This is a genomic window from Planotetraspora sp. A-T 1434, assembly GCF_025420585.1.
Lineage (GTDB): Bacteria > Actinomycetota > Actinomycetes > Streptosporangiales > Streptosporangiaceae > JAOEGB01.
The window spans coordinates 21,665-43,088 of sequence record NZ_JAOEGB010000006.1 but is presented as its reverse complement, the minus strand read 5'-3'; the positions used below and the strand labels follow the sequence as shown (position 1 = coordinate 43,088).

Here is a 21,424-nt window from a genome sequence, read left to right as displayed (position 1 = left end):
AGGTAACCCGCAGAGGTGGCCGCCCGAGTGCGACGGGCAGAGGTGGCCGCCAGAGCGTGACGGGCAGTGGTGACGGACTGGACTCCGCCGCCCGGGGTCACGGACAGAGGTGACAGACGCAGGGGGCCCGGCGGACGATCCGCCGGGCCCCGCCTGTCTTTCGCTACTGGACGGTGATCTTGTCGACCTCGACCGTGATGCCTCTCACCTGCGGGGTGGAGGTGCCGGTCGTGACCGTTCCGGTGCCCTTGGACACGCCCTTCGCCTTGAAGGAGTAGGTGAGCGTGCCGCCGGGGGCGCCCGGCGTGCTGGTGATCCGGTAGTCCTGCGTGGGCGGACCGCTGATCTGGCCGCCCGCGTTGCCTTCGGCGTTCTCGGCGCCCACGGTCAGGCCGTAGGCCGCTCCGGGGTCACCCGGCAGGTGGGCGGGGTCGTAGGCGTAGGTGATGTCCTCGGTGCCGTTGAGCCCGATCCACTGCTGGAAGATCTTGAGGTCGCTCGTGCCGTACAGGTTGACGTGCCACTCGACGACCAGCCACCGGTTGGTCCCGTCGCTGAGGGTTCCGACGTAGACGCCGGGCGCGCCGGTGCCGTTGAGGTCGGTCCAGTACGACGCGAGCACGCCGTTCGGCGGCGCCTGGTCGGGGAGCGTCTGCGGCGCGAACGCGATGTCCGCCGAGCCGTTGGTGCCGCCCGCGACCGTGTAGCCGTTGGAGACGATGCCGATCCTGTTGTAGGTCTTGCCGGCGAAGACGTACGCCGGGACGTTGAAGTTCAGCGCCTCCTCGTCACCGATGGGCTGCGGCGCGATGCCGAAGTCCGCGAGTGACAGCCAGCCGCCGGCGGGGTTCTCGCCGGGCGCGATGCCCGGCTTGTCCGGTTGTCTGGCCGCGAGGGTCGTCTTGGCCGTAACGATCTGCGAGCCGATCTGGGTGGCTCCGGTGACACCGGTGAGCCGCAGCTTGGAGTTGAGCGTGCTGACGGCGGTGACCTCGGAGTTCTCCAGCGTGTTGTTCTGGACGGACACGGTGCAGGTGGACTCCGCTGTGTTCAGGGGGATGGTGCTCGGCGCGCAGGTCTGGTCGATCGGGACCGCGCCCTCCTGACGGAAGAACGCCACCGGGAGGTGCTGTTCCCTGGTGCCGCCGATCTGCTTGAAGTTCACCTGGCCGAAGTACTGCCCGTCGGGCAGGTCCGGCGCGGCGATCACGATGGTGACCTTGACGCTCTTGCCGGGCTTCACGCTGAACAGCGGCGGCAGCACGGTGATGCTCGCCCCGCTGACGGTGGTGCCCGACGCGGAGTAGGTGAGCGTCTTGCCGGTCGCGTTCACCAGCGTGCGCTTGGCGGTGATCACACCCGGCATGGTGGGCGCGTTCACCGAAGGCACGTTGAGGTCGATCCGGTTCAGCGGGTCGGCGGCCGAGGCGAGGAAGTTCGCCGCGGTCTCGTCGAGGGTCAGGCCCGCGTCACCGGCCTTGGACAGGTCGATGCGGCCGCCGCCCAGGTCGAACGGGTCGGCCGGCGTGGTCCGGTCCGGCTTGGTCACCTTGGTGACCGCGGTGGTCTCCAGGGCCGACTTCACCTGGCCGGGAGTCCAGTCGGGGTGCAGCGCGAACACCAGCGCGCCGGCGCCCGCGACGTGCGGCGACGACATCGAGGTGCCCGCGATCGCCTGGAACAGGTTGCCCGGAGGACCGTCCACCTCCGCCTCGGGAGTGGGGGTCTGGCCCGCGAGGATGTGCAGGCCCGGCGCGGTCACGTCAGGCTTGAGGAAGTCGCCCCCCGGTCCCCGCGAGGAGAACGTGGTCATCACGTCGCCCTGCCAGGTGGCCTTCTCGCCCTGGGTGAAGGTGGCCGTCGCGCCCGGGTGGGAGCTGAGCCAGCTCAGCAGGACGTCGGTCTCCGGCTTGTCGATGTGCACGGCCGGCAGCCAGTGGTTGTCGGTCATGATGTCCGCCGCCGTCGAGTTGTAAAGGATCATGCCCGCGGCGCCGCCCTTCTTGACCTGGGCGCCCTTGAGCACCCGGTTCGGGCCGCGCCGGCAGGCGACGATCTTGCCGGTGAACAGCCCCGCCGGCGGCGTGCTGACGCACAGCGCGTCGTTGTACGGCGGAGCCGACGCGAGCACCACGGGAAGCGGCGAGGAGATCCCCTGCGTGATCGACGCGCCCTTGATGGACGGCCCGCCGGTGAGCGTGATCGTCGACTGGAACGTCCGAGACTGGGTGGAGGCGGCCACCGTGGTCACCCACGGGCTGCGGTGGTCGGTCGTCCCCGCGCCGGGACCCGAGTTGCCCGCGGAGGCCGAGACGAACACGCCCGCCGCGTACGCGTCGAGGAAGGCCAGCTCGACCGGGTCGCTGTAGGGGTCCGAGCCGCCCGAGATCGAGAAGTTGATCACCCGTACTCCGTCGGCGATGGCCTGCGCCACCGCGGCGGCCGAGTCGGACTGGTAGCAGCCCTCCGCGCCGCAGACCTTGTAGACGGCGACGTGCGCGGCCGGCGCGATGCCGTGGATCGCGCCGCGGTCGATGCCGAGCGGGTTGGCGTGCTCCACCGGGCCGCCCGCCGACGTGCTCGCGGTGTGCGTGCCGTGGCCGTTGGAGTCACGGGCGCTGTCGGGGTACGTCTCGCCGCCCACCAGCGCGTTGTACGTCGCGAGGAACGGCTGGCCGGAGATCAGCTTGTGGTTGCAGGCGAAGACGTCGCTCGCCTGCGTGAGAGGGTTGTCGCCGAAGTTACAGGTCCGCGGGGTGCCGTCGGCCTTCGCCGGGGGAGCCGGCAGCGTTCCCGGGTCGGCGAACGACGGGTGCTCCGGCCACACGCCCGAGTCGAGAATGCCGACGATGACGCCCTTGCCCGAGGAATTCGCGCCGCCGAGCTGGTTGTAGATCGTGTCCGCGCCGATGAACTCGGGGCTGGAGTCGGTGAGGGGCTGCTCCCTCTTGTCCTCCTGGACGGCGGCCACGCCCGGCAGCTTGAGCAGGTCGGCCGCCTTGTTCGCGGGGAGGGTGAGGGCCACGCCGCCGTAGACCGTGCGGAGCTTCTGCCCGACCTTGGCCCCGGCGACCTTCTTGCTCAGCTCGCTGAGGAAGGTGTTCTCGATGCCCTCGATGTGCTTGGTGTATTTGGCGGCGTCCGCGCTCTTGACGTCGAGTGACCTGCCGGTGACCGACGGGCTCGTGCCCGGCAGGCCGGGCAGGCCGCCCTTGTACGCGGCGAGCGAGTCGTAGTCGAGCTTCACCACGACGCTCGCCGGAGCCGCCGACTGCGACTTCAGCAGAGCCTCGTCGCTCTTGGCGAGCTGACCGCTCGGGGACTTCGCGCCCTGGACGCGCTCGGCGCCGGTGACCGCTGTAGCGTTCCACGACCGCGACGGCGTGGGGGTCGGGTCCGCGGCGGCGGATCCCGCGGGGACCATCGCGGTTATGAGGCCGAGACCGGCGATGACCGCGCCCGTGCGTAAGTAGGTAGGCGGGGGCTTCCTTGACACGACACCTCCCTGGAGACCGGGTGAGGACCCGCCGCCCGCAGGGCAGGGAGAAGTCGTGCCGCCCAGTTGGCATGGGAGGTACGGCCCCTCCCCCTTTGGGCGACGTGCGAACGGCCACCCGTGCGGGTGGCCGAACCTGACAGGGAGTCTAACTAACGATCATTTTCAAAGCTAGATCGCCTTTTATGTTGATTTGGCATCTGCTTTGTGTTGGGAGCGGGCTCTAGACTCGTGTCCGTGAAGCTCAAATTGGATCTCCACGACATCTACAACAAGGGCGGCGAGATCGACCGGGCGCTGCGCGGCATCATCCAGGAGGCCGTCCAGAAGAAGGCCACCCAGGTGGAGATAATCCCGGGCAAGGGCTCGGGCCAGCTCAAGAAAAAGGTGCTCCGCTTTCTTGAGCAGAAGGAGATCAAGGCGCTCTACCACCGGATCGACAAGGACGCCAAGAACCACGGCCGCCTGTTCGTCTACTTCCGCTGGTAGGAGAAGAGGGACGAAGCGAAGGGAAGGGTCGGGGAAGAGGGAAGCGGGGGAAGGGTTGTGATCATGCACGGGGGTGTTTGATCACCCTCATGATGTGACCGACTCACCGCCTTGGGAGACCGCACGCCGGCTGGTCAGAGCTTGCGGAAAGTCCGGGCCTCTTCGGCCGCGTCGAGGACGGCTGCCAGGGACGCGCCGCCTCCGGCCGCCACCGCCGCGGCGATCGCACCCTCGACGAACGGCACATCCGCGATCATCACTGAGCCCGGCTCCTCGAGCAGCCGGGCCGTCAGCACCGAGCTGCCGAGGTCGGGGATGAGGACGACTCCTTCCCCCTGGTCTACGCTTTCGACGGCTGCGCCGACCTTGTCCAGGCTCGTCCCGAGGCCGCCGTCCTCCGTGCCACCCGCCGCCGCGACCGGCACGTCGGCGCCCGCGATCTGCCTGGCGAGAGCCACCACCTCCTCGGCCAGCCCGGCGCTGTGAGAGAGCAGAACGATTCCCACCATCTCCTGGCTCCCCGTTATCCGGCCGCCTTGCGCAGCGCCGCGAAGATCAGTGCTGTCGAGGCGGCGCCGGGATCCTCGTGCCCGATGCTGCGCGGCCCCAGATAGCTGGCCCGCCCCTTCCGCGCCTGGAGCGGCACCGTCGCCCGCGCGCCCTCGGCCGCCGCTTCCGCCGCTGCGGCCATCGCGTCCTCCGGTTTCGACCCGTCCTGTACGGCCCGCGCCAGGGCCCGGACGGCGGGGGCGAGCGCGTCCACCATGGTCTTGTCGCCCTCGGCGGCCCCGCCGAGCTTCTGAACCCCGGCCAGCGCCGCGTCGAACGCCACGGCCAGCTCGGCCAGGGTCACCTCGGGAGCGTCGCGCAACGTTCGTCCCATCTGCCGGAAGGCCGTGCCGTACAAGGGGCCGGAAGCACCGCCGACCTTGCGGATCAGCGTGGATCCGGCCAGCACGAGCACGGCTCGGGGCGTCTCCGGCGGCCCGTCCGCGAGCGCCTGCCGTACCGCCGTGAAGCCGCGGTCCACGTTCGCGCCGTGGTCGGCGTCGCCGATCGCGGCGTCGAGCTCGGTGAGCCGGTCGCGCTCGACCTGTACGGCTGTCGCCATCTCCTCGATCCAGGCCAGGAAGAACGGTGTGTCCACCAGCGGCTCCTCGTGGGCGGTCGTCATCGGCCCCAGCGGAGCCCGGGGGTCTCCACCGGCGCGTCCCAGAGCCGGGTGAGCTCGTCGGTCAACCGGCACACCGTGACCGAGAAGCCCTGCATGTCCAGACTGGTCACGTAGTTTCCGACCAGGCTGCGTACGGCTGTCGCGCCCTTCTCGTGGAGGTACGCGGAGACCTCGGCGAACAGGATGTACAGCTCCATGAGGGGAGTGCCGCCCATCCCGTTGACCAGGACGAGCGTCTCGCCGGACAAAGGAAGGTCGTCGTAGATGGCGTCCATGGCCAGCCGTACGATCTCGCGTGCGTCGCGGTGCGACGTGCGCGTGCGTCCGGGCTCGCCGTGGATGCCGATGCCGAGCTCGATCTCGGTGTCGCCCAGCTCGAAGGTCGGCTTGCCGGCGGCGGGGACGGTGCAGGGCGTGAGGGCGACCCCGAAGGACCGGCTGCGCTCGTTGACCTCCCGGCCGATCCGGGCGACGTCGGCCAGGGGCGCCCCGGTCTCCGCGAGGGCCCCGGCGATCTTCTCGACGAACAGCGTCGCGCCGGTGCCCCGGCGACCGGCGGTGTAGAGGGAGTCCCGCACGGCGACGTCGTCGTTGACCAGCACGCTCGCTACCTCGATGCTCTCGTCGGCGCAGAGTTCGGCCGCCATCTCGAAGTTGAGCACGTCGCCGGTGTAGTTCTTGACGATGTGGAGCACTCCGGCTCCGCCGTCCACTCCCTTGCTGGCCTCGATCACCTGGTCGGGGACGGGCGAGGTGAAGACCTCCCCGGGACACGCGGCATCGAGCATGCCGTACCCGACGAAACCTCCGTGCAGCGGCTCGTGGCCGGACCCTCCGCCGGAGACCAGCCCGACCTTGCCCCGGCGCGGGGCGTCCCTCCGGAAGATCACCTTGTTGTCGAGGTCCACCCGGAGCGAGGGGTGCGCCGCCGCCATGCCGCGCAGCGCGTCGATGACCACCGTGTCGACGCCGTTGATGAGCTTCTTCATGACCCCGCCGTCCTTATCGGTCTTAAGGACAACTTCTGCCCCTATCTGCCATACGGCAATCCCGGGCAGCTGGGAAGATCAAGCGACGGGGCCGGAACGGACATATGAGGTCGCGATGGATTTCGATCAGTGGGCGCATCGTGTGCTCGTCGTCAAGGATGGGGACGCCGATGATGTCGGCCCTCTCGACGTCGTTCGCGGGCTGACGGAACTGTTCTCGTCGGCTGGACGGCTCACCGAGAAGTATTCGACGGCGCAGATAAACGCCGGGCTGTGGTTCCTGGTCGGTGAATGCGACATGCTTCATGAGCTCTATAACGAAGGGGTGGACGAGTCGCTGAGGGTCCGGTGCGCCGAGTCCATCCGTCAGCTGTATAGGCAACTGTTCGCGCCGCTCTGCCAGAAGGTGTTGAGCAACGGCAGGCAGGGGCGCTCGGGCGACGAGCCGCTCAACAGCATCTGCTACATGTGGTGGGACGTCTTCCCCACCTGGGGAAGACCGGACCGGCCGGAGTCCCGCGAAATTGACTCCGTCCTGCTCGACGTGATGCGCGAAACCCTCGGCAGTGACAACGTCGCCTGCGTCGAAAGCGGTCTCCACGGGCTGGGGCACTGGCATCTGAACTACCCGGACGAGACCGAGGCCATCATCGACGGCTTCTTACGCGCCCGGCCGGAAATCAGCCCGTCTCTTAAGCAGTATGCGAGCGATGCCCGATCGGGACGCGTTCTCTGATCCGCCCGCACACCGCACGGTTGTGATGGTGTTCCACTGCAAGCTCGCATGCCGTCGCCATTCCGGTCGAGAAGCTTACCCTCAACCTCTCGACGGCGAACAGCTTCAAGCAACAGCATGCCCGTGCCCTGCCCTCGTGCGGCTGAATCCGTCCGAGGGTAGGGCCCACCGTGGAGGTGATCATTGCGTTTTAGGCGAATCGGGATGGCAGTGGTTCTCGTATTTATTCTCGGCGTCGCAGGGTGCGGGAACGATAAGGACTGTTCTGAGTCGTCCTCGAACGTACGAATTCCGACTTCGGCGGAGCGTCCCGCGAAGACCGTTGTAGCTTACTTGACGGCAGTCGACGCCCACGACGCGGAGAAGATGAGCGCCGTTTCCACTCCCGCGTTCGCGCGGCGGGAGCAAACGGGGGCCGCCCGTGTTCTGTGCGAGTGGAACCATGTGCGAGCGGTGATCGTTACCGGAGTGTTCAAGGATTCGGACCCGCACGGGAGATTTCGCGATGTTGTCTACGTGGGCGTCAAATTCGACCTGCAACGACAGCAAGACTCCCCTGAAATGACGAGTGGACGCCAAGCTTGGGGCTACTACCTTGGACGGAACAAGACGTCGGATAGGTGGCTGATCTATGATTCTGGAATGGGTTAGAGCCGTCTAATTTGACTTGCCGGAAAACTCCATGCCGGGTTGGTTATCAGCGCGTGGCCCAAGGATGTCGTATCCCTCTGCGACAATCCCGAAGTCGCTTCGGTCCGTGTCGCCGATATCTCCTTGGCGGATCAGGCTACTTAAGCGGGCTGTGCCAGGCGCGGCGGCGTGATCTGAGCGATCCTCATGGGATTCGCAGCACTGTGAAGCGTGGCTGATCTGGCGTTCGACACTGGGGTGTAGGAGGATTTGGGCGTTCAGGAGACGATTGGAGGCGCGCATGTCGGTGTTGCGGGATCTGGTGGAGGGCATCCGGAGTGGGGGGATCGAGGTGCTCGATCTGACCGCGCCGTTGAGCGAGACGACACCGATCCTGCTGCTGCCCGAACAGTTCGGGCAGACCGTGCCGTTCACGCTCCAGGAGATCAGCCGGTACGACGACCGCGGCCCCGCGTGGTACTGGAACAACATCTCGACCGGAGAGCACACCGGCACCCACTTCGACGCGCCGATCCACTGGGTGACAGCGCGGGACGGGGAGGACGTGTCGCAGGTCCCCGCCGCCAAGCTCATCGGACCCGCGGTGGTGCTCGACTTCACCGAACAAGCGAAACAGAATCCCGACTTCCTGCTTGAGATCGACCACGTCACCGCATGGGAGAAGGAGCACGGCCCGCTGCCGGAGGGCGGCTGGCTGCTCTTCCGCACCGGCTGGGACTCCCGCGCCCACGACCAGGCCGAGTTCCTGAACGCCGACGACACCGGCCCGCACACGCCCGGCATCTCGGTCGAATGTGCGCGTTACCTCGCTGAGCAGACGCCGATCGCCGGCATCGGCGTCGAGACCGTCGGGACCGACGCCGGGGCGGCGCACTCGTTCGACCCGGCCTTTCCCTGCCACTCGTTCCTCCTCGGCGCGGGTAAGTACGGCCTGACCCAGCTCCGCAACCTCGACCGGCTGCCGCCCACGGGGTCGGTCGTCGTCGCCGGCCCGCTGCCGATCGTCGGCGGCTCGGGCAGCCCGGCCCGCGTTCTCGCCCTGGTGGAGCGGTGAACGTCGCCGAGGCCGTCGGCGCGGTCCTCGCCTCCTTAGGCGTCCGGGCGGCGTTCGGCGTCGTCGGCAGCGGCAACTTCCACGTCACCAACTCCCTCGTCGAGCACGGCGTGCGGTACGTCGCCGCCCGGCACGAGGGCGGAGCGGCGACGATGGCCGACGCCTACGCCCGGATGAGCGGCACCGTCGCCGTGCTCAGCGTCCACCAGGGGCCCGGCCTCACCAACGCGCTGACCGGCATCACCGAGGCGGCCAAGAGCCGCACCCCTCTGATCGTGCTCGCCCCTGAGGCGACCGCTCCGCGGTCCAACTTCCGGATCGACCAGGCCGCTCTCGCGTCGGCGGTGGGCGCGCACGGGGCCCGGGTGTCCTCCGCGGAGACCGTGGTGGACGACACGGTGATGGCGTTCCTCGCCGCGCTGCTGGGACGCCGGACCGTGCTGCTCAACCTGCCCCTAGACGTTCAGGCCGAGGTCCTGCCCGACGAGGTCGCTCATGCCGTACAGGAACTTCGGGCCGGTCGCGGGCGCGGGCACCAGGAGGCGGCGAGCCGGTTGGCGGCCACCCCGTGGGGCCTCACCTTCCCGAGTGACCAGGACCCCGGGGAGGAGCCGGCCGCGCCCGCTTCGCCGTCCGAGGCCGTGGGCCGGCTCGGAGAGCTGCTGGCGGCGGCCGAGCGGCCCGTGTTCGTGGCCGGGCGAGGGGCCAGGGGCGCCCGCCACGAGCTGGAGGACCTCGCCGGCCGGGTGGGCGCCCTGCTGGCGACATCGGCGGTCATGAGGGGCCTCTTCCGTGGCAGCCACTGGGACCTGGACGTGAGCGGCGGGTTCTCGTCGCCGCTGACGGCGGAGCTGATCCGCGAAGCGGACGTCATCGTCGCCTGGGGCTGCTCCCTCACCATGTGGACCACCCGGCACGGCAGGCTGATCGGGCCGGACACCAAGGTCGTCCAGGTGGACCTCGATCCCGACGCCATCGGCGCCAACCGCCCGGCCGATCTCGGCGTCGTTGGCGACGTACGGGAAACCGCGCGGGCTGTGCATGCCGCACTGGGGGCCTCCGGTGACTTCCCTGACTCCGATGACGCGGTGAGCCGCGGTTACCGGAGCCCGGAGCTCGCGGAACGGATCGCGCGGGAGGCGCGCTGGCGGGACGTTCCGTACGACGACAGGAGCGGGAACGGGCGGATCGACCCGCGGACGCTCTCGATCGAGTTGGACGACCTGCTTCCGGAGGAACGGCTCGTCGCCGTCGACTCCGGCAATTACATGGGATATCCGGCGATGTTCCTGTCGGTGCCGGACGAGGGGTCGTTCTGCTTCACGCAGGCGTTCCAGTCCATCGGCCTCGGGCTGGCCAGCGCGATCGGCGCCGGCCTCGCCCGGCCGGACCGCCTGCCGGTGGCCGCCCTCGGCGACGGCGGAGCGCTCATGAGCGTCGCGGAGCTGGAGACGCTCGTACGGCTGGGCATCCCCATGGTGGTCGTGGTCTACGACGATGAAGCCTATGGGGCCGAGGTCCATCACTTCGGGCCGGACGGGTTTCCGCTGGAGACCGTGACCTTCGCGCCGGTGGACATCGCGGAGATCGCCCGCGGCTTCGGCTGCGAGGCGGTGACCGTACGGCAGACAGGCGATCTGGTGGGGGTCGCCGAGTGGCTGAAAGGCCCGCGCGACAGGCCGCTCGTCGTCCACGCCAAGGTGACCGCCGATCACGCCTCATGGTGGCTGGAGGAGGCCTTCCGAGGCCACTGATCCCCGTGATCATGCACAGGTTCCTGGAGACGCTGGTCAAGCAGGGGCCATGGACTCCGTGATCATGCGCAGATTCCTCCTCACAAGCCCTGATCAGCCGTGAGGGCATTCGTGATCATGCAGTACGGCATATGCATGATCGTGAACCGTGTTGCAGCAGATCAGGCCGGGTGGCGAGGAATCTTTGCATGATCACGAGCGGGGTTGTGGCTGCCAGGACCCGTTACTCGGGAAGGTGTGCATGATCACGCCCCGGGGTGGGGGGCAAGTTACTGGGTCGTAGGTTACGGTTTCAGGCATGGCTGAGATCGTGTACCCGCCGGTCATCTGGACCGCCCTGGCCGCCTTCAAGCTGCTGGACCTCAAGTTCCACATCGAAGGCTCCGAACGCGTTCCGCGGACGGGTGGCGCGGTCATGGTGAGCAACCATGTCAGCTATCTCGACTTCATCTTCGCCGGCTTCGCCGCGCGGCCCGCGGGGCGTCTCGTGCGGTTCATGGCGAAGAAGGAGGTCTTCGCCAACCCGGTCGCCGGGCCGCTGATGCGGGGCATGCACCACATCCCCGTCGACAGGTCGGCGGGAGCGGGAGCCTTCGGCGCCGCGGTGAAAGCTCTCAAGTCGGGCGAGATCGTCGGCAACTTCGCCGAGGCCACGATCAGCCGGTCCTTCACGGTCAAGGACATCAAGAGCGGCCCCATCCGGATGGCCGCCGAGGCCGGGGTTCCTCTGATCCCCGTCGCGCTCTGGGGCGGCCAGCGGCTCTGGACCAAGGGACGGCCGCGCAGGCTGACCCAGCGGCATGTGCCGATCACCATCCTGATCGGCGAGCACATGCACCCGGAGCCGGGCGACGACATCGCCGCGCTCACCACGGAACTGCGGCGGCGGATGGCGGAGCTCCTCGACCGGGCGCAGCGAGACTACCCGGAGGCCTCGCAGGGGGTCTGGTGGCAGCCCGCCCACCTCGGCGGGACCGCCCCCACGCCCGAAGAGGCCGCCGCACTCGATGCCGCCGCGAGGAAGCCCCGCCGATCCACCGCGTAGCGTTGGATCCATGGAACGGATGACCGACGCCGAGTGGCGCGAGTTCGTGATGGCGGGGACGCGGACGGGCAAGCTCGGGGTCACCCGGGCCGACGGCAGGCCGCACGTGACCCCGATCTGGTTCGTCCTCGACGGCGACGACGTGGTGTTCAACACGGGGGAGACCAGCGTCAAGGCCAAGGCGCTCGCGCGCGACCCACGGGCCACCCTGTGCGTCGACGACCAGCTCCCGCCGTACTCCTACGTCATGATCGAGGGCACGGTCACGCTGTCGTCCGAGCTCGACGAGCTGCTCAAATGGGCCACCGCGATCGGCGGCAGGTACATGGGGGAGGACCGCGCCGCCGAGTTCGGCGAGCGCAACGGCGTGCCCGGCGAGTGGCTCGTACGGCTCCGCGTGAATCATGTCGTCGCCCTGCGGGAGATCTCCGCCTGACGCGACGTCTCCGCCTGAGACGAACGGGTAGAACGTGCAGAGGTTCCGCGACACGGCGGCAGGGTCGCTGGTCGCGGATTCCCCTCGCCGGAGGGGCCGTGACATCGCGCGATATCCTCATCGGCGTCATCCCCGTCTACTGCCGAGCCGAAAGCCGGCCCGCCGTGCGGGAGATCTTCGGGACGTGATCCACTTGGGGGCGTTTCCGTGTAAGTATGTAATGGTATGAACGTCGCCCCCGGAGGTGGTTCTCATGAAGGTCGGACTGCAGATCCCTGATTTCACGTATCCCGGCGGGCCGGCGACGCTCGGCGCCGATCTGGCGGCGATCGCGAAGGCGGCGGACGACGCCGGCTTCGCCACGGTCGCGGTGATGGACCACTTCTTCCAGATCGGGGTGGTGGGCCCGCCGGAGAACGACATGCTGGAGGCGTACACCACCCTGGGCTACCTGGCCGCCCACACGTCCAGGGCCAAGCTGCTCACGCTTGTCACCGGGACCGTTTATCGTCAGCCCGGGCTCCTCGCCAAGATCATTTCTACTCTCGACGTGCTTTCCGGCGGACGGGCATGGCTCGGCGTCGGCGCGGCGTGGAACGACGAGGAGTCCCGCGGGCTGGGGTTCCCCTTCCCGCCGGTCGCCGAGCGGTTCGAGCGGCTGGAGGAGACCGTCCAGATCTGCCTGCGCATGTGGGCGGGCGACGAGACCCCCTACAACGGCAGGCACTATCAGCTGGAACGCCCGCTGAACCGGCCGCAGCCGCTGTCCCGGCCGCATCCGCCGATCATGATCGGGGGCGGCGGGGAGAAGAAGACCCTCCGCCTCGTCGCGCGGTACGCGCAGGCGTGCAACCTGTTCCCCGGTCCCGACCTGGCCAGGAAGCTCGACGTGCTGCGCGCCCACTGCGAGGCCGAGGGCCGCGACTACGACGAGATCGTCAAGACCGTCTATTACGTGTACGACGTCGGCCAGGGCACCCAGAAGATCGTCGACGACCTGGGACACCTGGCCGAGTTGGGCTTCAGCGAGGCGCTGGGCCAAGTCAAGGACGCCCACCGGCTGACGCCGCTGGAGACGGTGGGCGCCGAGGTCATCCCCGCGGTGGCCGCCCTCTGACCAGCCCGCCTCGCGGTCATGGGCCGATCGGCGCGGACCATCCCTCCGGGGAAGGCGCTCATCGGTGAGTCACTAGCATCGTTGGTGCGTATCCGCTGATTCGTCGAGAGAGATCTCATGATTTTCATTACCGCGAAGTTCCGGGTGCTGCCGGAGGACGCCGACCGGTGGCCCGAGATCGCCGGTGAGTTCACCGAGGCGACGCGTGCCGAGCCCGGCTGCCTCTGGTTCGACTGGTCCCGCAGCGTCGACGACCCGGCCGAGTACGTGCTGGTCGAGGCTTTCAGGGACGGGGACGCCGGGGCGGCGCACGTCCAGTCCGAGCACTTCAAGAAGGCGCAGCGGACCCTTCCGCCTCACCTCGCCGAGACGCCTCGCATCGTCAACATGACGATTCCGCAGGACGACTGGTCCCTCCTCGGCGAGATGGCCGTCCCCGAGCGGGGCTGACCCTCGGGCGACGCGCCGCTGATCGCGGGCCGGCTCGCCGTATGGAAGGCTCCGCCTGACATGTCCCCGAGCCCCCGACCTGTCCGCCGATCCCCGGCGGGCTCGGCTGACCGTCGAGCGCAACCGGACCACGTGTTTCATGACGGGACCTCCGCTCTGGTGTTCACGCAGACCGGCTGGGTGCGGCGCAGGTAGGACCAGGCAGCCGCGCCCAGTGCGATGCCGTACGCGGCGAAGGCGCCGACCCCGAACCAGGTCACCAGCAGGGCGTCTCCCGAAGTGGGGAAGTCCCCCCGGGAGACGGTCACCACACCTGCCGTGCCGAGCGCGGCGTAGGCTGTTCCGGCCGCTCCGTAGGGTGCGAGCGTCGCGGCACCGATCAGCGCGGGGGTGAGCGGCAGCCAGCGCGGCACCCGCCTGCCGCGCAGGGCGAGCGTCCACCGAGGGAACACCTGCCCCCACGGCCGTACCAGACCAAGGATGAGGAACACCCCGAGCGCGGCCAGCAGCACCGTGGCGTCGATGCCCAAATGTGCCAGGGTGAGCCACACCCCCGAGGCGCCGTTGCGCCCGGCTATCGCCAGCATCTGTGCTCCGCTGACACCGGCGAAGGTCCCGCCCAGCGCCCACGTCATCTTCATGGCCGCGTACGGCAGGAACGCCACGGCGCCCACATAGGCCAGTGCGCGGACGCGCCGCGGAGCGTGCGTGGGCTCCGGCCTGCTCCGTGTGATGGAGGAGGTATGTACGGCGCCGCACCGCGGGCAGGTGCCGTACGCGGAGGAACGGTGGGAGCGGGCCGTGGCGATGAGCAGCACCACGCCAACCGCCGCGAGCACCCGGTTGGCGAACGCCATCTCACTGTCGACGGTCTGATTGAAGGCGAAAGTGATCATGTCCATCAGCAGGCCGAACGCGGCCGCGCCGCTCAACACGCACAGCCCGGCCAGCGTGACGGAAACGACCGGCCGGGGAATCCGCCGGCCCCAGGGCCGTACGGTGGCCAGGGCCGCCATCGCCGCCAGGACGGCCACGGCCACGACGGCCCAGTTCAGGCCGACCGGCAGCGGCTCCGCGGCGCGGTAGAACACCGCGGTTCCGGTCAGCGCCGAGACCAGGCCGAACCCTCCGTACAGCGCCGCCCAGCCGAAGGCCGCGTACCCGGTCCACGACGACCGCCGACGCCGCCATCCAGGTGGTGACACGTTCGCCGTACGTGCGATTTCAGTCATGATCGGACCATCGGAGCGGTTCCGTGATACGCGGCGCGTCCTCATGTTCCGCAATTTATGTGGGAGATGCTGTGGCGAAGCTGAGATGAGCTGAGAGGGTCCACAGGGTTCACAGCGTCACACCGTTCACAGCGTCACACCGTTCATAGGTTCACAGCGTCCATACGGTTCACAGGGTTCACCTCCCCACCGCTTCGCGGAGCAGTGAGGGCAGCTCGGTGAGAGTGGTGACCGTACGCCACGCCGCATCGACATCAGAAGCGGGTGACGCCGCGCTGCCGCGGACAACCTCCGGGGACTGCCGTGGTGAAGCCGACCAGGGTCACGAACAGCATCCGATCCCTCCGATTCGCGCACGGGGAGATGACGCAGGCGGATCTGGCGGACCGCATCGGCGTGACCCGCCAGACCGTCATCGCCATCGAGCAGGGCCGCTACTCGCCCTCCCTTGAAATGGCGTTTCAGATCGCCCGGGTCTTCAAGGTCCCGCTCGACGACGTGTTCCAGTACCCGGACAGTGAAGAGGAGACGCCATGAAGGCGATCGTCCAAGACAGGTACGGCTCAGCGGACGTCCTGGAGCTCAGGGACGTCGACAAGCCGGTGGCCGGGGAGAACGACCTGCTCGTGCGGGTGGACGCGGCCGGCGTCGATCCGAGCGTCTGGCACCTCATGACCGGCCTGCCGTACCTCGTCCGCGCCTTCGGCTACGGGCTCCGCGCGCCCAACGTCCGCGTCCGGGGCACCGACGTCGCGGGGCGCGTCGAGGCGGTCGGCGCCAACGTGACCCGGTTCCGGCCGGGAGACGAGGTGTTCGGCACCTGCGACGGCTCCTTCGCCGAGTACGCGTGTGCTCACGAGGAGAGGTTCGCGCCGAAGCCGGCGAACCTCACCTTCGAGCAGGCGGCTGCCGTCCCCATATCCGCCTGCACCGCCCTCCAGGGCCTTCGCGACCAGGGACGGGTGCGGCCGGGACAGAAGGTCCTGATCATCGGTGCGGCGGGGGGCGTGGGAACGTTCGCGGTGCAGCTGGCCAAGGCGTTCGGCGCGGAGGTCACCGGAGTGTGCGGCACGGGTAAGGCGGACCTGGTCCGATCGATCGGCGCGGACGACGTGATCGACTACACGCGCGACGACTTCGCGGACGGGGCGCGCCGCTACGACCTCATCCTCGACACCGCGGGCAGCCGTTCGCTGTCCCACCTCCGGCGTGCCCTCACCCCCCGGGGGACTCTCGTCATCGTCGGCGGTGAAGGGGGAGGACGGTGGTTCGGAGGCACCGATCGCCTGCTCAAGGCGCTCATGCTGTCGCCGCTCGTGAGCCACGACCTGCGCGGGCTGTTCGCGACGCAGCCCAAGGAGGACCTGCGGCTCCTGAGGGAGCTCATCGAGGCCGGCAAGGTGACGCCGGTCATCGACAGGACGTACCCCTTGAAAGAGGTCCCCGACGCCGTCCGGCACCTGCGGAACGGCCACGCACGCGGCAAGGTCGTCATCACCGTGTGATGCCCCTCATCACAGGCCCGCGGGCCTCGCCGTCGGCGTCCGGCCGTGCCGTACGGCCCGCGGAGCCGTACGGCACACGGAATCCGTACGGCACGGGGGATCAGCTGCCGGCTGGTGGCGTGCCGGTTCCGATGTCGAACGCCGAGGGGTCGTCGACGATCTGGCAGGGTCCGACCGGGCCGTCCGTCAGGCGGCCGCTGAACTGCCAAGCGACCCCCGGGTGCTTCACGGTCGGCTCCACCGGGTTCTCCATCACCTCGATGAGGACGATCTGGCCGGGCTTGATGTATCGGGGATAGATCGTGATGCCGTTCTCCGGGCGGATGGCTTTGGCGGAAGCCGTTTTCTCCGCCCTCTTCCGTATCCTCGCCTGGACGGCCGGGTCCTTGCTCGCCAGTTCCTCTGGAGTCGTGGGGGTGTGATCGCCCGCCACGAAGGGGGCGCGGGCGTTCCCGCACCGCTTGCCCAGCGACAGGTAGGTGATGTCGGCCCGCACACCCAGCTCTGCCAGGTCCCTCTCGACCTGCCGCGGATCCCTGAACTCGTTGAGCCAGAGGTTGATCGACCCGTCCGCGTTCTTCGTCACCGCGTAGGCCCGGGTCTGCGACCCGATCACCATGGGCGCGGCGACCGCTGTGCCCGCGGCGACCGCGACCACTCCGGCCACGGCCAGGAACCGCCGGCCGGTCAACCGGCGCGCGGCCGGGGCGCGCCCCTGTGCCGCCCGTGCCGCGATCTCCGCCTTGAGCTCCGCGAGCAGCCGGTCCTCGAAAGTGCTGTTCATTTTGTTCCTCCCATCACCGGCACGACACCGGGAACCTGCTGGATGAAGCGCCGGGCGCGGTGAAGCCTGACCCGGGCGGTGCCCTGCCGAATGCCGAGCGCGGCGGCGGCCTCGGCGGGACTGAGGCCGTCGACGGCCACCAACTCCAGCAGCGCGCGTTCGCTCTCCGGCAGCTCGGCCATGGCCTCAAGGGCGCGGCGGGCCGGTGCCTCGGCGTCGATCCGGTCCTCCAGGCGCACCACGTCGTCGGGCTCGAGCGGGCGATGCCCCGCCATCCGGCTGGTCGCGCGCGACTCCCTGGCCGAGCGCCGCCATTCGGCGTGGAGGGTGTTGCGCGCCACGCCGTACAGCCAGGCGGTCTCGCTGCCACGCCCCGCCCGGTAGGTGTGCGCCGAGTCGAGGACGGCGAGGAACACCTCGGCGGTGAGATCGGCCACGGTGTGCGGGTCGGCCACCCGCCTGGCCAGGAAGCGGGTCACGTCGTCGAAGTGACGCCGGTAGAAGGCTTCGAACGCCTCGGGATCGCGGACGACGTCCGCCAGGCTGGTCTGTTTCGGGCTCGTCTGTTTAGGGCGCATCAGCGCTCCTTGCCACGGGTCTGGACACACCCCTACTTGGACGAAGCCTCACCCACCGTTACAAGGACCGTTCCGGTCTCAGGGGGAGCGCATGACGGACGATCCCGCACTTGCGGCGATCAACGCCTGGGCGAGACGGCGAGAGAAGCCCGGCGGCTGGGAGCTGCATGCGGTTTGCATGCTAATGTGCTTGCATGGGAACCATGCAGATCCGGGATGTCCCTGACGCCACTGAGCGGACCCTGAAGGCTCGGGCCGAGCGCGAAGGCAAGTCGTTGACGGCCTATGTGCGTGACCTTCTGAATGAGGAGGCGGCCACCCCCACGCTGGATGAGGTGATGGCGAAGATCGCCGCGGATGAGCCCGTGCCGTACGACCCCGACTTCGTTCGCGAGACGATGCGTGAGGGCCGCCGGTGAGTCTGGTCGTCGACGCCTCGATCGTTTTCCGTCTGCTGGCGAACGTGAAAGGCGACGATCTTCTCCGCCAGAGGCTGGCCCGGAAGCTGCACGCTCCGGCGTTGATCGATGTCGAGGTCGCTTCGGTGGTGCGCGGACATGTGATCACCAGCAAGCCGGGGGTGCGCATCTCCGAGGCGCGGGCCCGTGTCATGCTGGAGCGCTATGCCGAGCTCAAAATCATTCGGCATCGGATGCTCCCCTTGCAGTCGCGCGTGCTGGAGCTTCGGAACAACCTCACCGCCTATGACGGCATGTATGTTGCGCTCGCCGAAATGCTGGGGGTGCCCCTGCTCACCGACGACGCGAAATTCGCCGGCGCGACAGGGCACCGAGCGGAGATCCACCGCTACCCACCCCCCTTGACCTAGACGAAAGGCCGTCAGGAGCCGCGATGCCGGCGCCCCGGGGTTCGTTAGCGAACCCCGGGACGTGCGGTATGTCAGCCATGTGGGGGTAGCGGTGGGCTGCACGGCGGTCCCGCATGACAGATGCGATCTCATCGCCTGCTGCGGGCACCGGTTCCTTGCTGAGGCCTTACGCCGTCGAGGGCGAGTGTGAGCAGCCGGTCAGTCTCGGTCGCGCCACCGGGCTCGTTCTCGGTGGCCAGCGAGATGGCGCTGACGAGTTTGAGCAGATCGGTGATGGCGACGTCGGAGCGTACGGCGTGTGCCTGGCGGGCGCGACCCAGTAGCCGGTCGCCGGCATCCACGATCATCGTGTGGCAGGTGACGCCCAGCTTCGGGTCGCCGTCACGGGCGCCGAGCATCAGTGCCGCGGCCAGCCCCCGGTTGGAGGTGGCGTGTGCGCCGACGGCGCGCAGCCAAATGTCCAGCGCAGGCCCAGGATCAGGTGCGGCGGCCAGATCGCGTGCCTTCGCGCACAGGGCCTTCACCCGGTCTCGGAAGACGGCCTCCAGCAGCATTCGGCGGGAGGGGAAGTGCCGGTGCAGGGTGGCCGAGCCGACTCCCGCGTGTCGGGCGATCTCCTCCAGGGACGCCTCGGCTCCGTGCTGTGCCATGGCCGCCCCCGCCGCAGCGAGGATCCGGTCATAGTTGCGGCGCGCGTCGGCGCGTAGCGGCCGTCCGGCTGAAACCGGTGTAGCGCTGTCTCGAGGCACTGGAGCTCCAGTGGGCTTGCGGAATTGGGGTGGTCCTCCATATCGTAACCGCGAAGAACCGGAGGGCCACCCCAGTTAATCGGATGGGTCCGCCGCACACGCCTGAACTTCAGGAGAGACGTGGACAGGGGAAAGACCATCGTGGTCGCGCCTCGGCACATCGTGGCCGTCGATGACGTCGAAGCCTTCATCGCTCCGGCGTTCGCCCGGCCGCAGGACTGGATCGGGCGGGCGATCGAGCTGGCCGGTGACGACCTGACCGCTCAGCGTGCTCCCAAGCGAGACGTGTGAGCGGCCACGTGCCCGACATCGGGCGCATCGGGATCTGGGCGGGCGACCTCGACAGCTACCCCATGGCCGCAGTCCGCGAGGCCGTGGCGGTGATCGAGGACGGTGGCTACGGAACGCTGTGGTTCCCCGAGACGACAGGGCGAGAGGCCATGGCGCAGGCCGGGATCCTGCTGTCGGCCACCCGCCGGATCGTGGTGGCCGCCGGCACCGCCGACATCTACGCGCGGGACGCCGTGACGACCGCGGCCGCGCAACGTACCTTGGACGAGGCCTTTCCGGGACGGTTTCTCCTGGGACTCTGGGAGAGTCATCCCAGCCTCGCCGAAGACGTTCGCGGCCACGACTTCGGCGTACCGGTGGCGACCATGCGGCGCTATTTGGAAGCGATGGATGCGGCCCCGTTCGGGCCGCCACGGCTATCGGGTGTGCCGCGCCGGTTGCTCGTGGCGCTGGACACCGAAATGGTCAAGCTCGCGGGTGAACTGGCATGGGGTGCAAACCCCCTGGGCATGCCGGTCGAACACACCAAGAACGCCAGGGCTGTGCTGGGGCCGGGCGCCTTGCTGGCGGTCACTCAGCTGGTGATCCTGGACCAGGGCCGGTCGAACTCCGCCGACCTGGCCCGCTCCTATGCCGCCGCACTGCTGCCCAACCGGAGCGCGCTGTTGCACGACCTCGGATTCGAGGAGGTCGATTCACTGGATGAGCGGCTTGTCAACGCGCTCATAGTTCGCGGGAGCGCTGACGACATCGCGCACCGGGTCGAAGAACACATCGAGGCCGGGGCCGACCATGTAAGCCTCTACGTCCTCACGGCCACGCCCGGGACACCGCCGACACGCCAGTGGCATGAACTCGCGGGGCATCTCCTGGCCTGAGGGCCGCGAATACCGGGAAGCCGGAACTTCGCCAACTGCCAGCGGCTGAACGATCGGACGGCGGTCATCGCATGGCGAAAGCAACCCATCAGCCGTTATGGGTGGTTGGTGTCTCGCCGGTGCTTGATGGTTTGGATCGTCACGGTACGTTTGTCCTCGTCAATGCGGTAGACCAGGCGATAGGTCCTGCGACGGGCGACATACAGCCCCTCGTACGGCTCTTGCGGGGCTTGCCTACCCGCCATGGCTCCTGGGCGATCGCACCGCTGATGAGTTCCCAGGCCGCTGCGGCCACGCCTTCGGGCAAACCCGAAGTAAGGGCGCGTCGGGCCGGAGGGGCGAGTAGGACGGTGTAGCGGTCGCTCACGCGCTCGCCTTGCCGAGGCGGGCAGCCATGACGGGGGCCATCTCCTCCTCGGTGGTCACGTCGCCTCGTGCCTCGGCGGCTGCGGCCTCGACCAGATCAGCGCGCATCTCTGAATCGGCGAGAAGCTCCAGAGTCTCCTGAAAAGACTCCCACTCGGCCACAGACACGATCACGGCGTGTGGTCGTCCATTCCGGGTGAGCGTGAGTGGTCGTGCTCCCGGGCGGCCCGGTCGGCCAACTCGGTCAGCCGATCCTTCGCTTCGCTGATCGGGATTGTCTCCATGAGTGCTATTAATTTGGCCGGAATGTCGGCCAGATCCTGGGCCATCATCACGCAGTGTCGGCTCGGTTGCTCTCTCACGCGTCCTGTCCCGGCCGGTTGCTCGTGCCGGCCACTGTGCTGGTCGAAACCTCCTGGCATGCGGAGAAGAATCTCGGTGGCAGGGCCGAGGCGGCGTTTCTCGTCTCGATGGCGCGCGGGGTGGGATTTCCCTAAATGTCCGCCGATAATCGGGGGCACGGTGCCTCGCGGTCTTAGGGTGCGGTGTACGTACACTGGCGGGTATGACGGCTGCCCATGACTACGAGGAGATGCATCATCTCGTGGACCTGCTGCCCCCTGCGGGGGTGCGCCGGTTGCGGCTGCTGGTGGAGTCCGATCCTGAGCTGGCCAGGTTTGTCGACGCCGCCGAGGATGAGATCGACGGCCGGGACCTTTCGTTCATCGGGCTCGGTTCCTCTGGGCGCTCGGATGTGTCCGAACGGCATGACGAAATCCTCCGGGAGGGGTTGGATCGTCTCTTGTGACGGTCACCCTTAT

26 protein-coding genes and 1 pseudogene are annotated in these 21,424 nt (G+C 68.6%); 15 read left to right on the top strand and 12 right to left on the bottom strand.

Annotated features, from left to right (window positions below; translation table 11 throughout):
- Positions 1–163 precede the first annotated feature (163 nt).
- Positions 164–3,496: a S8 family serine peptidase gene (locus N5079_RS35335; protein ID WP_315967808.1), complete on the bottom strand. Its 3,333-nt coding sequence runs from the start codon at positions 3,494–3,496 to the stop codon at positions 164–166.
- A 237-nt stretch (positions 3,497–3,733) separates the two neighbouring features.
- Between N5079_RS35335 and N5079_RS09670 the strand changes: the two genes are divergently transcribed.
- Positions 3,734–3,985, top strand: a complete 252-nt coding sequence (locus tag N5079_RS09670; protein ID WP_203880454.1) for a Smr/MutS family protein — start codon at positions 3,734–3,736, stop codon at positions 3,983–3,985.
- Positions 3,986–4,119: 134 nt separating this feature from the next.
- Here N5079_RS09670 and dhaM read toward each other — a convergent pair whose 3' ends face one another.
- From dhaM to dhaK, 3 genes are read right to left on the bottom strand one after another with little or no spacing between them, the layout of a single operon-like run.
- A complete protein-coding gene (dhaM, locus tag N5079_RS09665; RefSeq protein WP_261583264.1) occupies positions 4,120–4,494 on the bottom strand; it encodes a dihydroxyacetone kinase phosphoryl donor subunit DhaM in 375 nt (124 codons plus the stop codon).
- Between the two features lie 14 nt (positions 4,495–4,508).
- Positions 4,509–5,159, bottom strand: a complete 651-nt coding sequence (gene dhaL / locus N5079_RS09660; RefSeq protein WP_261583263.1) for a dihydroxyacetone kinase subunit DhaL — start codon at positions 5,157–5,159, stop codon at positions 4,509–4,511.
- Entirely contained in the window at positions 5,156–6,148 is a 993-nt protein-coding gene (dhaK, locus tag N5079_RS09655) for a dihydroxyacetone kinase subunit DhaK (protein ID WP_261583262.1), read from the bottom strand. The genes dhaL and dhaK overlap by 4 nt, the downstream gene beginning before the upstream one ends.
- A gap of 115 nt (positions 6,149–6,263) precedes the next feature.
- Between dhaK and N5079_RS09650 the strand changes: the two genes are divergently transcribed.
- The 4 genes and pseudogenes from N5079_RS09650 to N5079_RS35495 all read left to right on the top strand — a co-directional run.
- Complete coding sequence (locus tag N5079_RS09650) at positions 6,264–6,884, top strand: hypothetical protein (RefSeq protein ID WP_261583261.1); 621 nt, start codon at positions 6,264–6,266, stop codon at positions 6,882–6,884.
- 931 nt (positions 6,885–7,815) lie between these two features.
- On the top strand, positions 7,816–8,589 hold the full coding sequence (locus tag N5079_RS09645; RefSeq protein WP_261583260.1) for a cyclase family protein: 774 nt from the start codon (positions 7,816–7,818) through the stop codon (positions 8,587–8,589).
- The gene (locus N5079_RS09640; protein ID WP_261583259.1) at positions 8,586–10,343 is read left to right on the top strand and encodes a thiamine pyrophosphate-binding protein; all 1,758 of its coding nucleotides are present in this window, start codon (positions 8,586–8,588) and stop codon (positions 10,341–10,343) included. The genes N5079_RS09645 and N5079_RS09640 overlap by 4 nt, the downstream gene beginning before the upstream one ends.
- 298 nt (positions 10,344–10,641) lie before the next feature.
- A pseudogene (locus N5079_RS35495) lies at positions 10,642–11,079 on the top strand (lysophospholipid acyltransferase family protein); the annotation flags it as partial.
- A 185-nt stretch (positions 11,080–11,264) separates the two neighbouring features.
- On the opposite strand, the gene N5079_RS35490 reads toward N5079_RS35495, so the two are convergent.
- Entirely contained in the window at positions 11,265–11,381 is a 117-nt protein-coding gene (locus tag N5079_RS35490) for a twin-arginine translocation signal domain-containing protein (protein ID WP_410007768.1), read from the bottom strand.
- A gap of 17 nt (positions 11,382–11,398) precedes the next feature.
- On the opposite strand from N5079_RS35490, the gene N5079_RS09630 reads away from it, so the two are divergent.
- From N5079_RS09630 to N5079_RS09620, 3 genes are all read left to right on the top strand, one after another.
- Positions 11,399–11,824 (top strand): PPOX class F420-dependent oxidoreductase, encoded by a 426-nt coding sequence (locus N5079_RS09630; protein ID WP_261583257.1) that lies wholly within the window; start codon positions 11,399–11,401, stop codon positions 11,822–11,824.
- A gap of 253 nt (positions 11,825–12,077) precedes the next feature.
- Positions 12,078–12,941, top strand: coding sequence for an LLM class F420-dependent oxidoreductase (locus tag N5079_RS09625; RefSeq protein WP_261583256.1), 864 nt, complete (start codon positions 12,078–12,080; stop codon positions 12,939–12,941).
- 117 nt (positions 12,942–13,058) lie between these two features.
- Positions 13,059–13,391 carry a putative quinol monooxygenase gene (locus N5079_RS09620; RefSeq protein ID WP_261583255.1) on the top strand — a complete coding sequence of 111 codons (333 nt, stop codon included), beginning with the start codon at positions 13,059–13,061 and terminating at the stop codon, positions 13,389–13,391.
- Positions 13,392–13,528: 137 nt separating this feature from the next.
- On the opposite strand, the gene N5079_RS09615 is transcribed toward N5079_RS09620, so the two are convergent.
- Complete coding sequence (locus tag N5079_RS09615) at positions 13,529–14,623, bottom strand: hypothetical protein (RefSeq protein ID WP_261583254.1); 1,095 nt, start codon at positions 14,621–14,623, stop codon at positions 13,529–13,531.
- A 264-nt stretch (positions 14,624–14,887) separates the two neighbouring features.
- Here N5079_RS09615 and N5079_RS09610 point away from each other — a divergent pair, with 264 nt between their 5' ends.
- Both N5079_RS09610 and N5079_RS09605 read left to right on the top strand, forming a co-directional pair.
- Positions 14,888–15,160 (top strand): helix-turn-helix transcriptional regulator, encoded by a 273-nt coding sequence (locus tag N5079_RS09610; protein ID WP_410007762.1) that lies wholly within the window; start codon positions 14,888–14,890, stop codon positions 15,158–15,160.
- A complete protein-coding gene (locus N5079_RS09605) occupies positions 15,157–16,128 on the top strand; it encodes an NAD(P)-dependent alcohol dehydrogenase (RefSeq protein WP_261583252.1) in 972 nt (323 codons plus the stop codon). The genes N5079_RS09610 and N5079_RS09605 overlap by 4 nt, the downstream gene beginning before the upstream one ends.
- 100 nt (positions 16,129–16,228) lie before the next feature.
- Here the strand turns inward: N5079_RS09605 and N5079_RS09600 are convergent, their stop codons facing one another.
- Positions 16,229–16,912: a hypothetical protein gene (locus N5079_RS09600; RefSeq protein WP_261583251.1), complete on the bottom strand. Its 684-nt coding sequence runs from the start codon at positions 16,910–16,912 to the stop codon at positions 16,229–16,231.
- Positions 16,909–17,490 (bottom strand): RNA polymerase sigma factor, encoded by a 582-nt coding sequence (locus N5079_RS09595; RefSeq protein WP_261583250.1) that lies wholly within the window; start codon positions 17,488–17,490, stop codon positions 16,909–16,911. Before N5079_RS09595 ends, N5079_RS09600 begins: the two co-directional genes overlap by 4 nt.
- Positions 17,491–17,684: 194 nt before the next feature.
- Here N5079_RS09595 and N5079_RS09590 point away from each other — a divergent pair, with 194 nt between their 5' ends.
- Positions 17,685–17,909, top strand: coding sequence for a FitA-like ribbon-helix-helix domain-containing protein (locus tag N5079_RS09590; protein WP_261583249.1), 225 nt, complete (start codon positions 17,685–17,687; stop codon positions 17,907–17,909).
- Complete coding sequence (locus N5079_RS09585) at positions 17,906–18,319, top strand: type II toxin-antitoxin system VapC family toxin (RefSeq protein WP_261583248.1); 414 nt, start codon at positions 17,906–17,908, stop codon at positions 18,317–18,319. The genes N5079_RS09590 and N5079_RS09585 overlap by 4 nt, the downstream gene beginning before the upstream one ends.
- A 128-nt stretch (positions 18,320–18,447) precedes the next feature.
- Here N5079_RS09585 and N5079_RS09580 read toward each other — a convergent pair whose 3' ends face one another.
- A complete protein-coding gene (locus tag N5079_RS09580; protein ID WP_261583247.1) occupies positions 18,448–19,068 on the bottom strand; it encodes a TetR/AcrR family transcriptional regulator in 621 nt (206 codons plus the stop codon).
- Between the two features lie 120 nt (positions 19,069–19,188).
- Here N5079_RS09580 and N5079_RS09575 point away from each other — a divergent pair, with 120 nt between their 5' ends.
- On the top strand, positions 19,189–19,359 hold the full coding sequence (locus N5079_RS09575; protein WP_261583246.1) for a hypothetical protein: 171 nt from the start codon (positions 19,189–19,191) through the stop codon (positions 19,357–19,359).
- Positions 19,360–19,367: 8 nt separating this feature from the next.
- Positions 19,368–20,237, top strand: coding sequence for an LLM class flavin-dependent oxidoreductase (locus N5079_RS09570; protein WP_261583245.1), 870 nt, complete (start codon positions 19,368–19,370; stop codon positions 20,235–20,237).
- A gap of 95 nt (positions 20,238–20,332) precedes the next feature.
- On the opposite strand, the gene N5079_RS35485 is transcribed toward N5079_RS09570, so the two are convergent.
- From N5079_RS35485 to N5079_RS09560, 3 genes are all read right to left on the bottom strand, one after another.
- Positions 20,333–20,482: a type II toxin-antitoxin system RelE family toxin gene (locus tag N5079_RS35485; RefSeq protein ID WP_410007761.1), complete on the bottom strand. Its 150-nt coding sequence runs from the start codon at positions 20,480–20,482 to the stop codon at positions 20,333–20,335.
- 118 nt (positions 20,483–20,600) lie between these two features.
- Complete coding sequence (locus N5079_RS09565; RefSeq protein ID WP_261583244.1) at positions 20,601–20,777, bottom strand: hypothetical protein; 177 nt, start codon at positions 20,775–20,777, stop codon at positions 20,601–20,603.
- Positions 20,774–20,932 (bottom strand): hypothetical protein, encoded by a 159-nt coding sequence (locus tag N5079_RS09560; RefSeq protein WP_261583243.1) that lies wholly within the window; start codon positions 20,930–20,932, stop codon positions 20,774–20,776. Before N5079_RS09560 ends, N5079_RS09565 begins: the two co-directional genes overlap by 4 nt.
- Positions 20,933–21,168: 236 nt before the next feature.
- On the opposite strand from N5079_RS09560, the gene N5079_RS09555 reads away from it, so the two are divergent.
- A complete protein-coding gene (locus N5079_RS09555) occupies positions 21,169–21,411 on the top strand; it encodes a hypothetical protein (RefSeq protein ID WP_261583242.1) in 243 nt (80 codons plus the stop codon).
- Positions 21,412–21,424 lie beyond the last annotated feature (13 nt).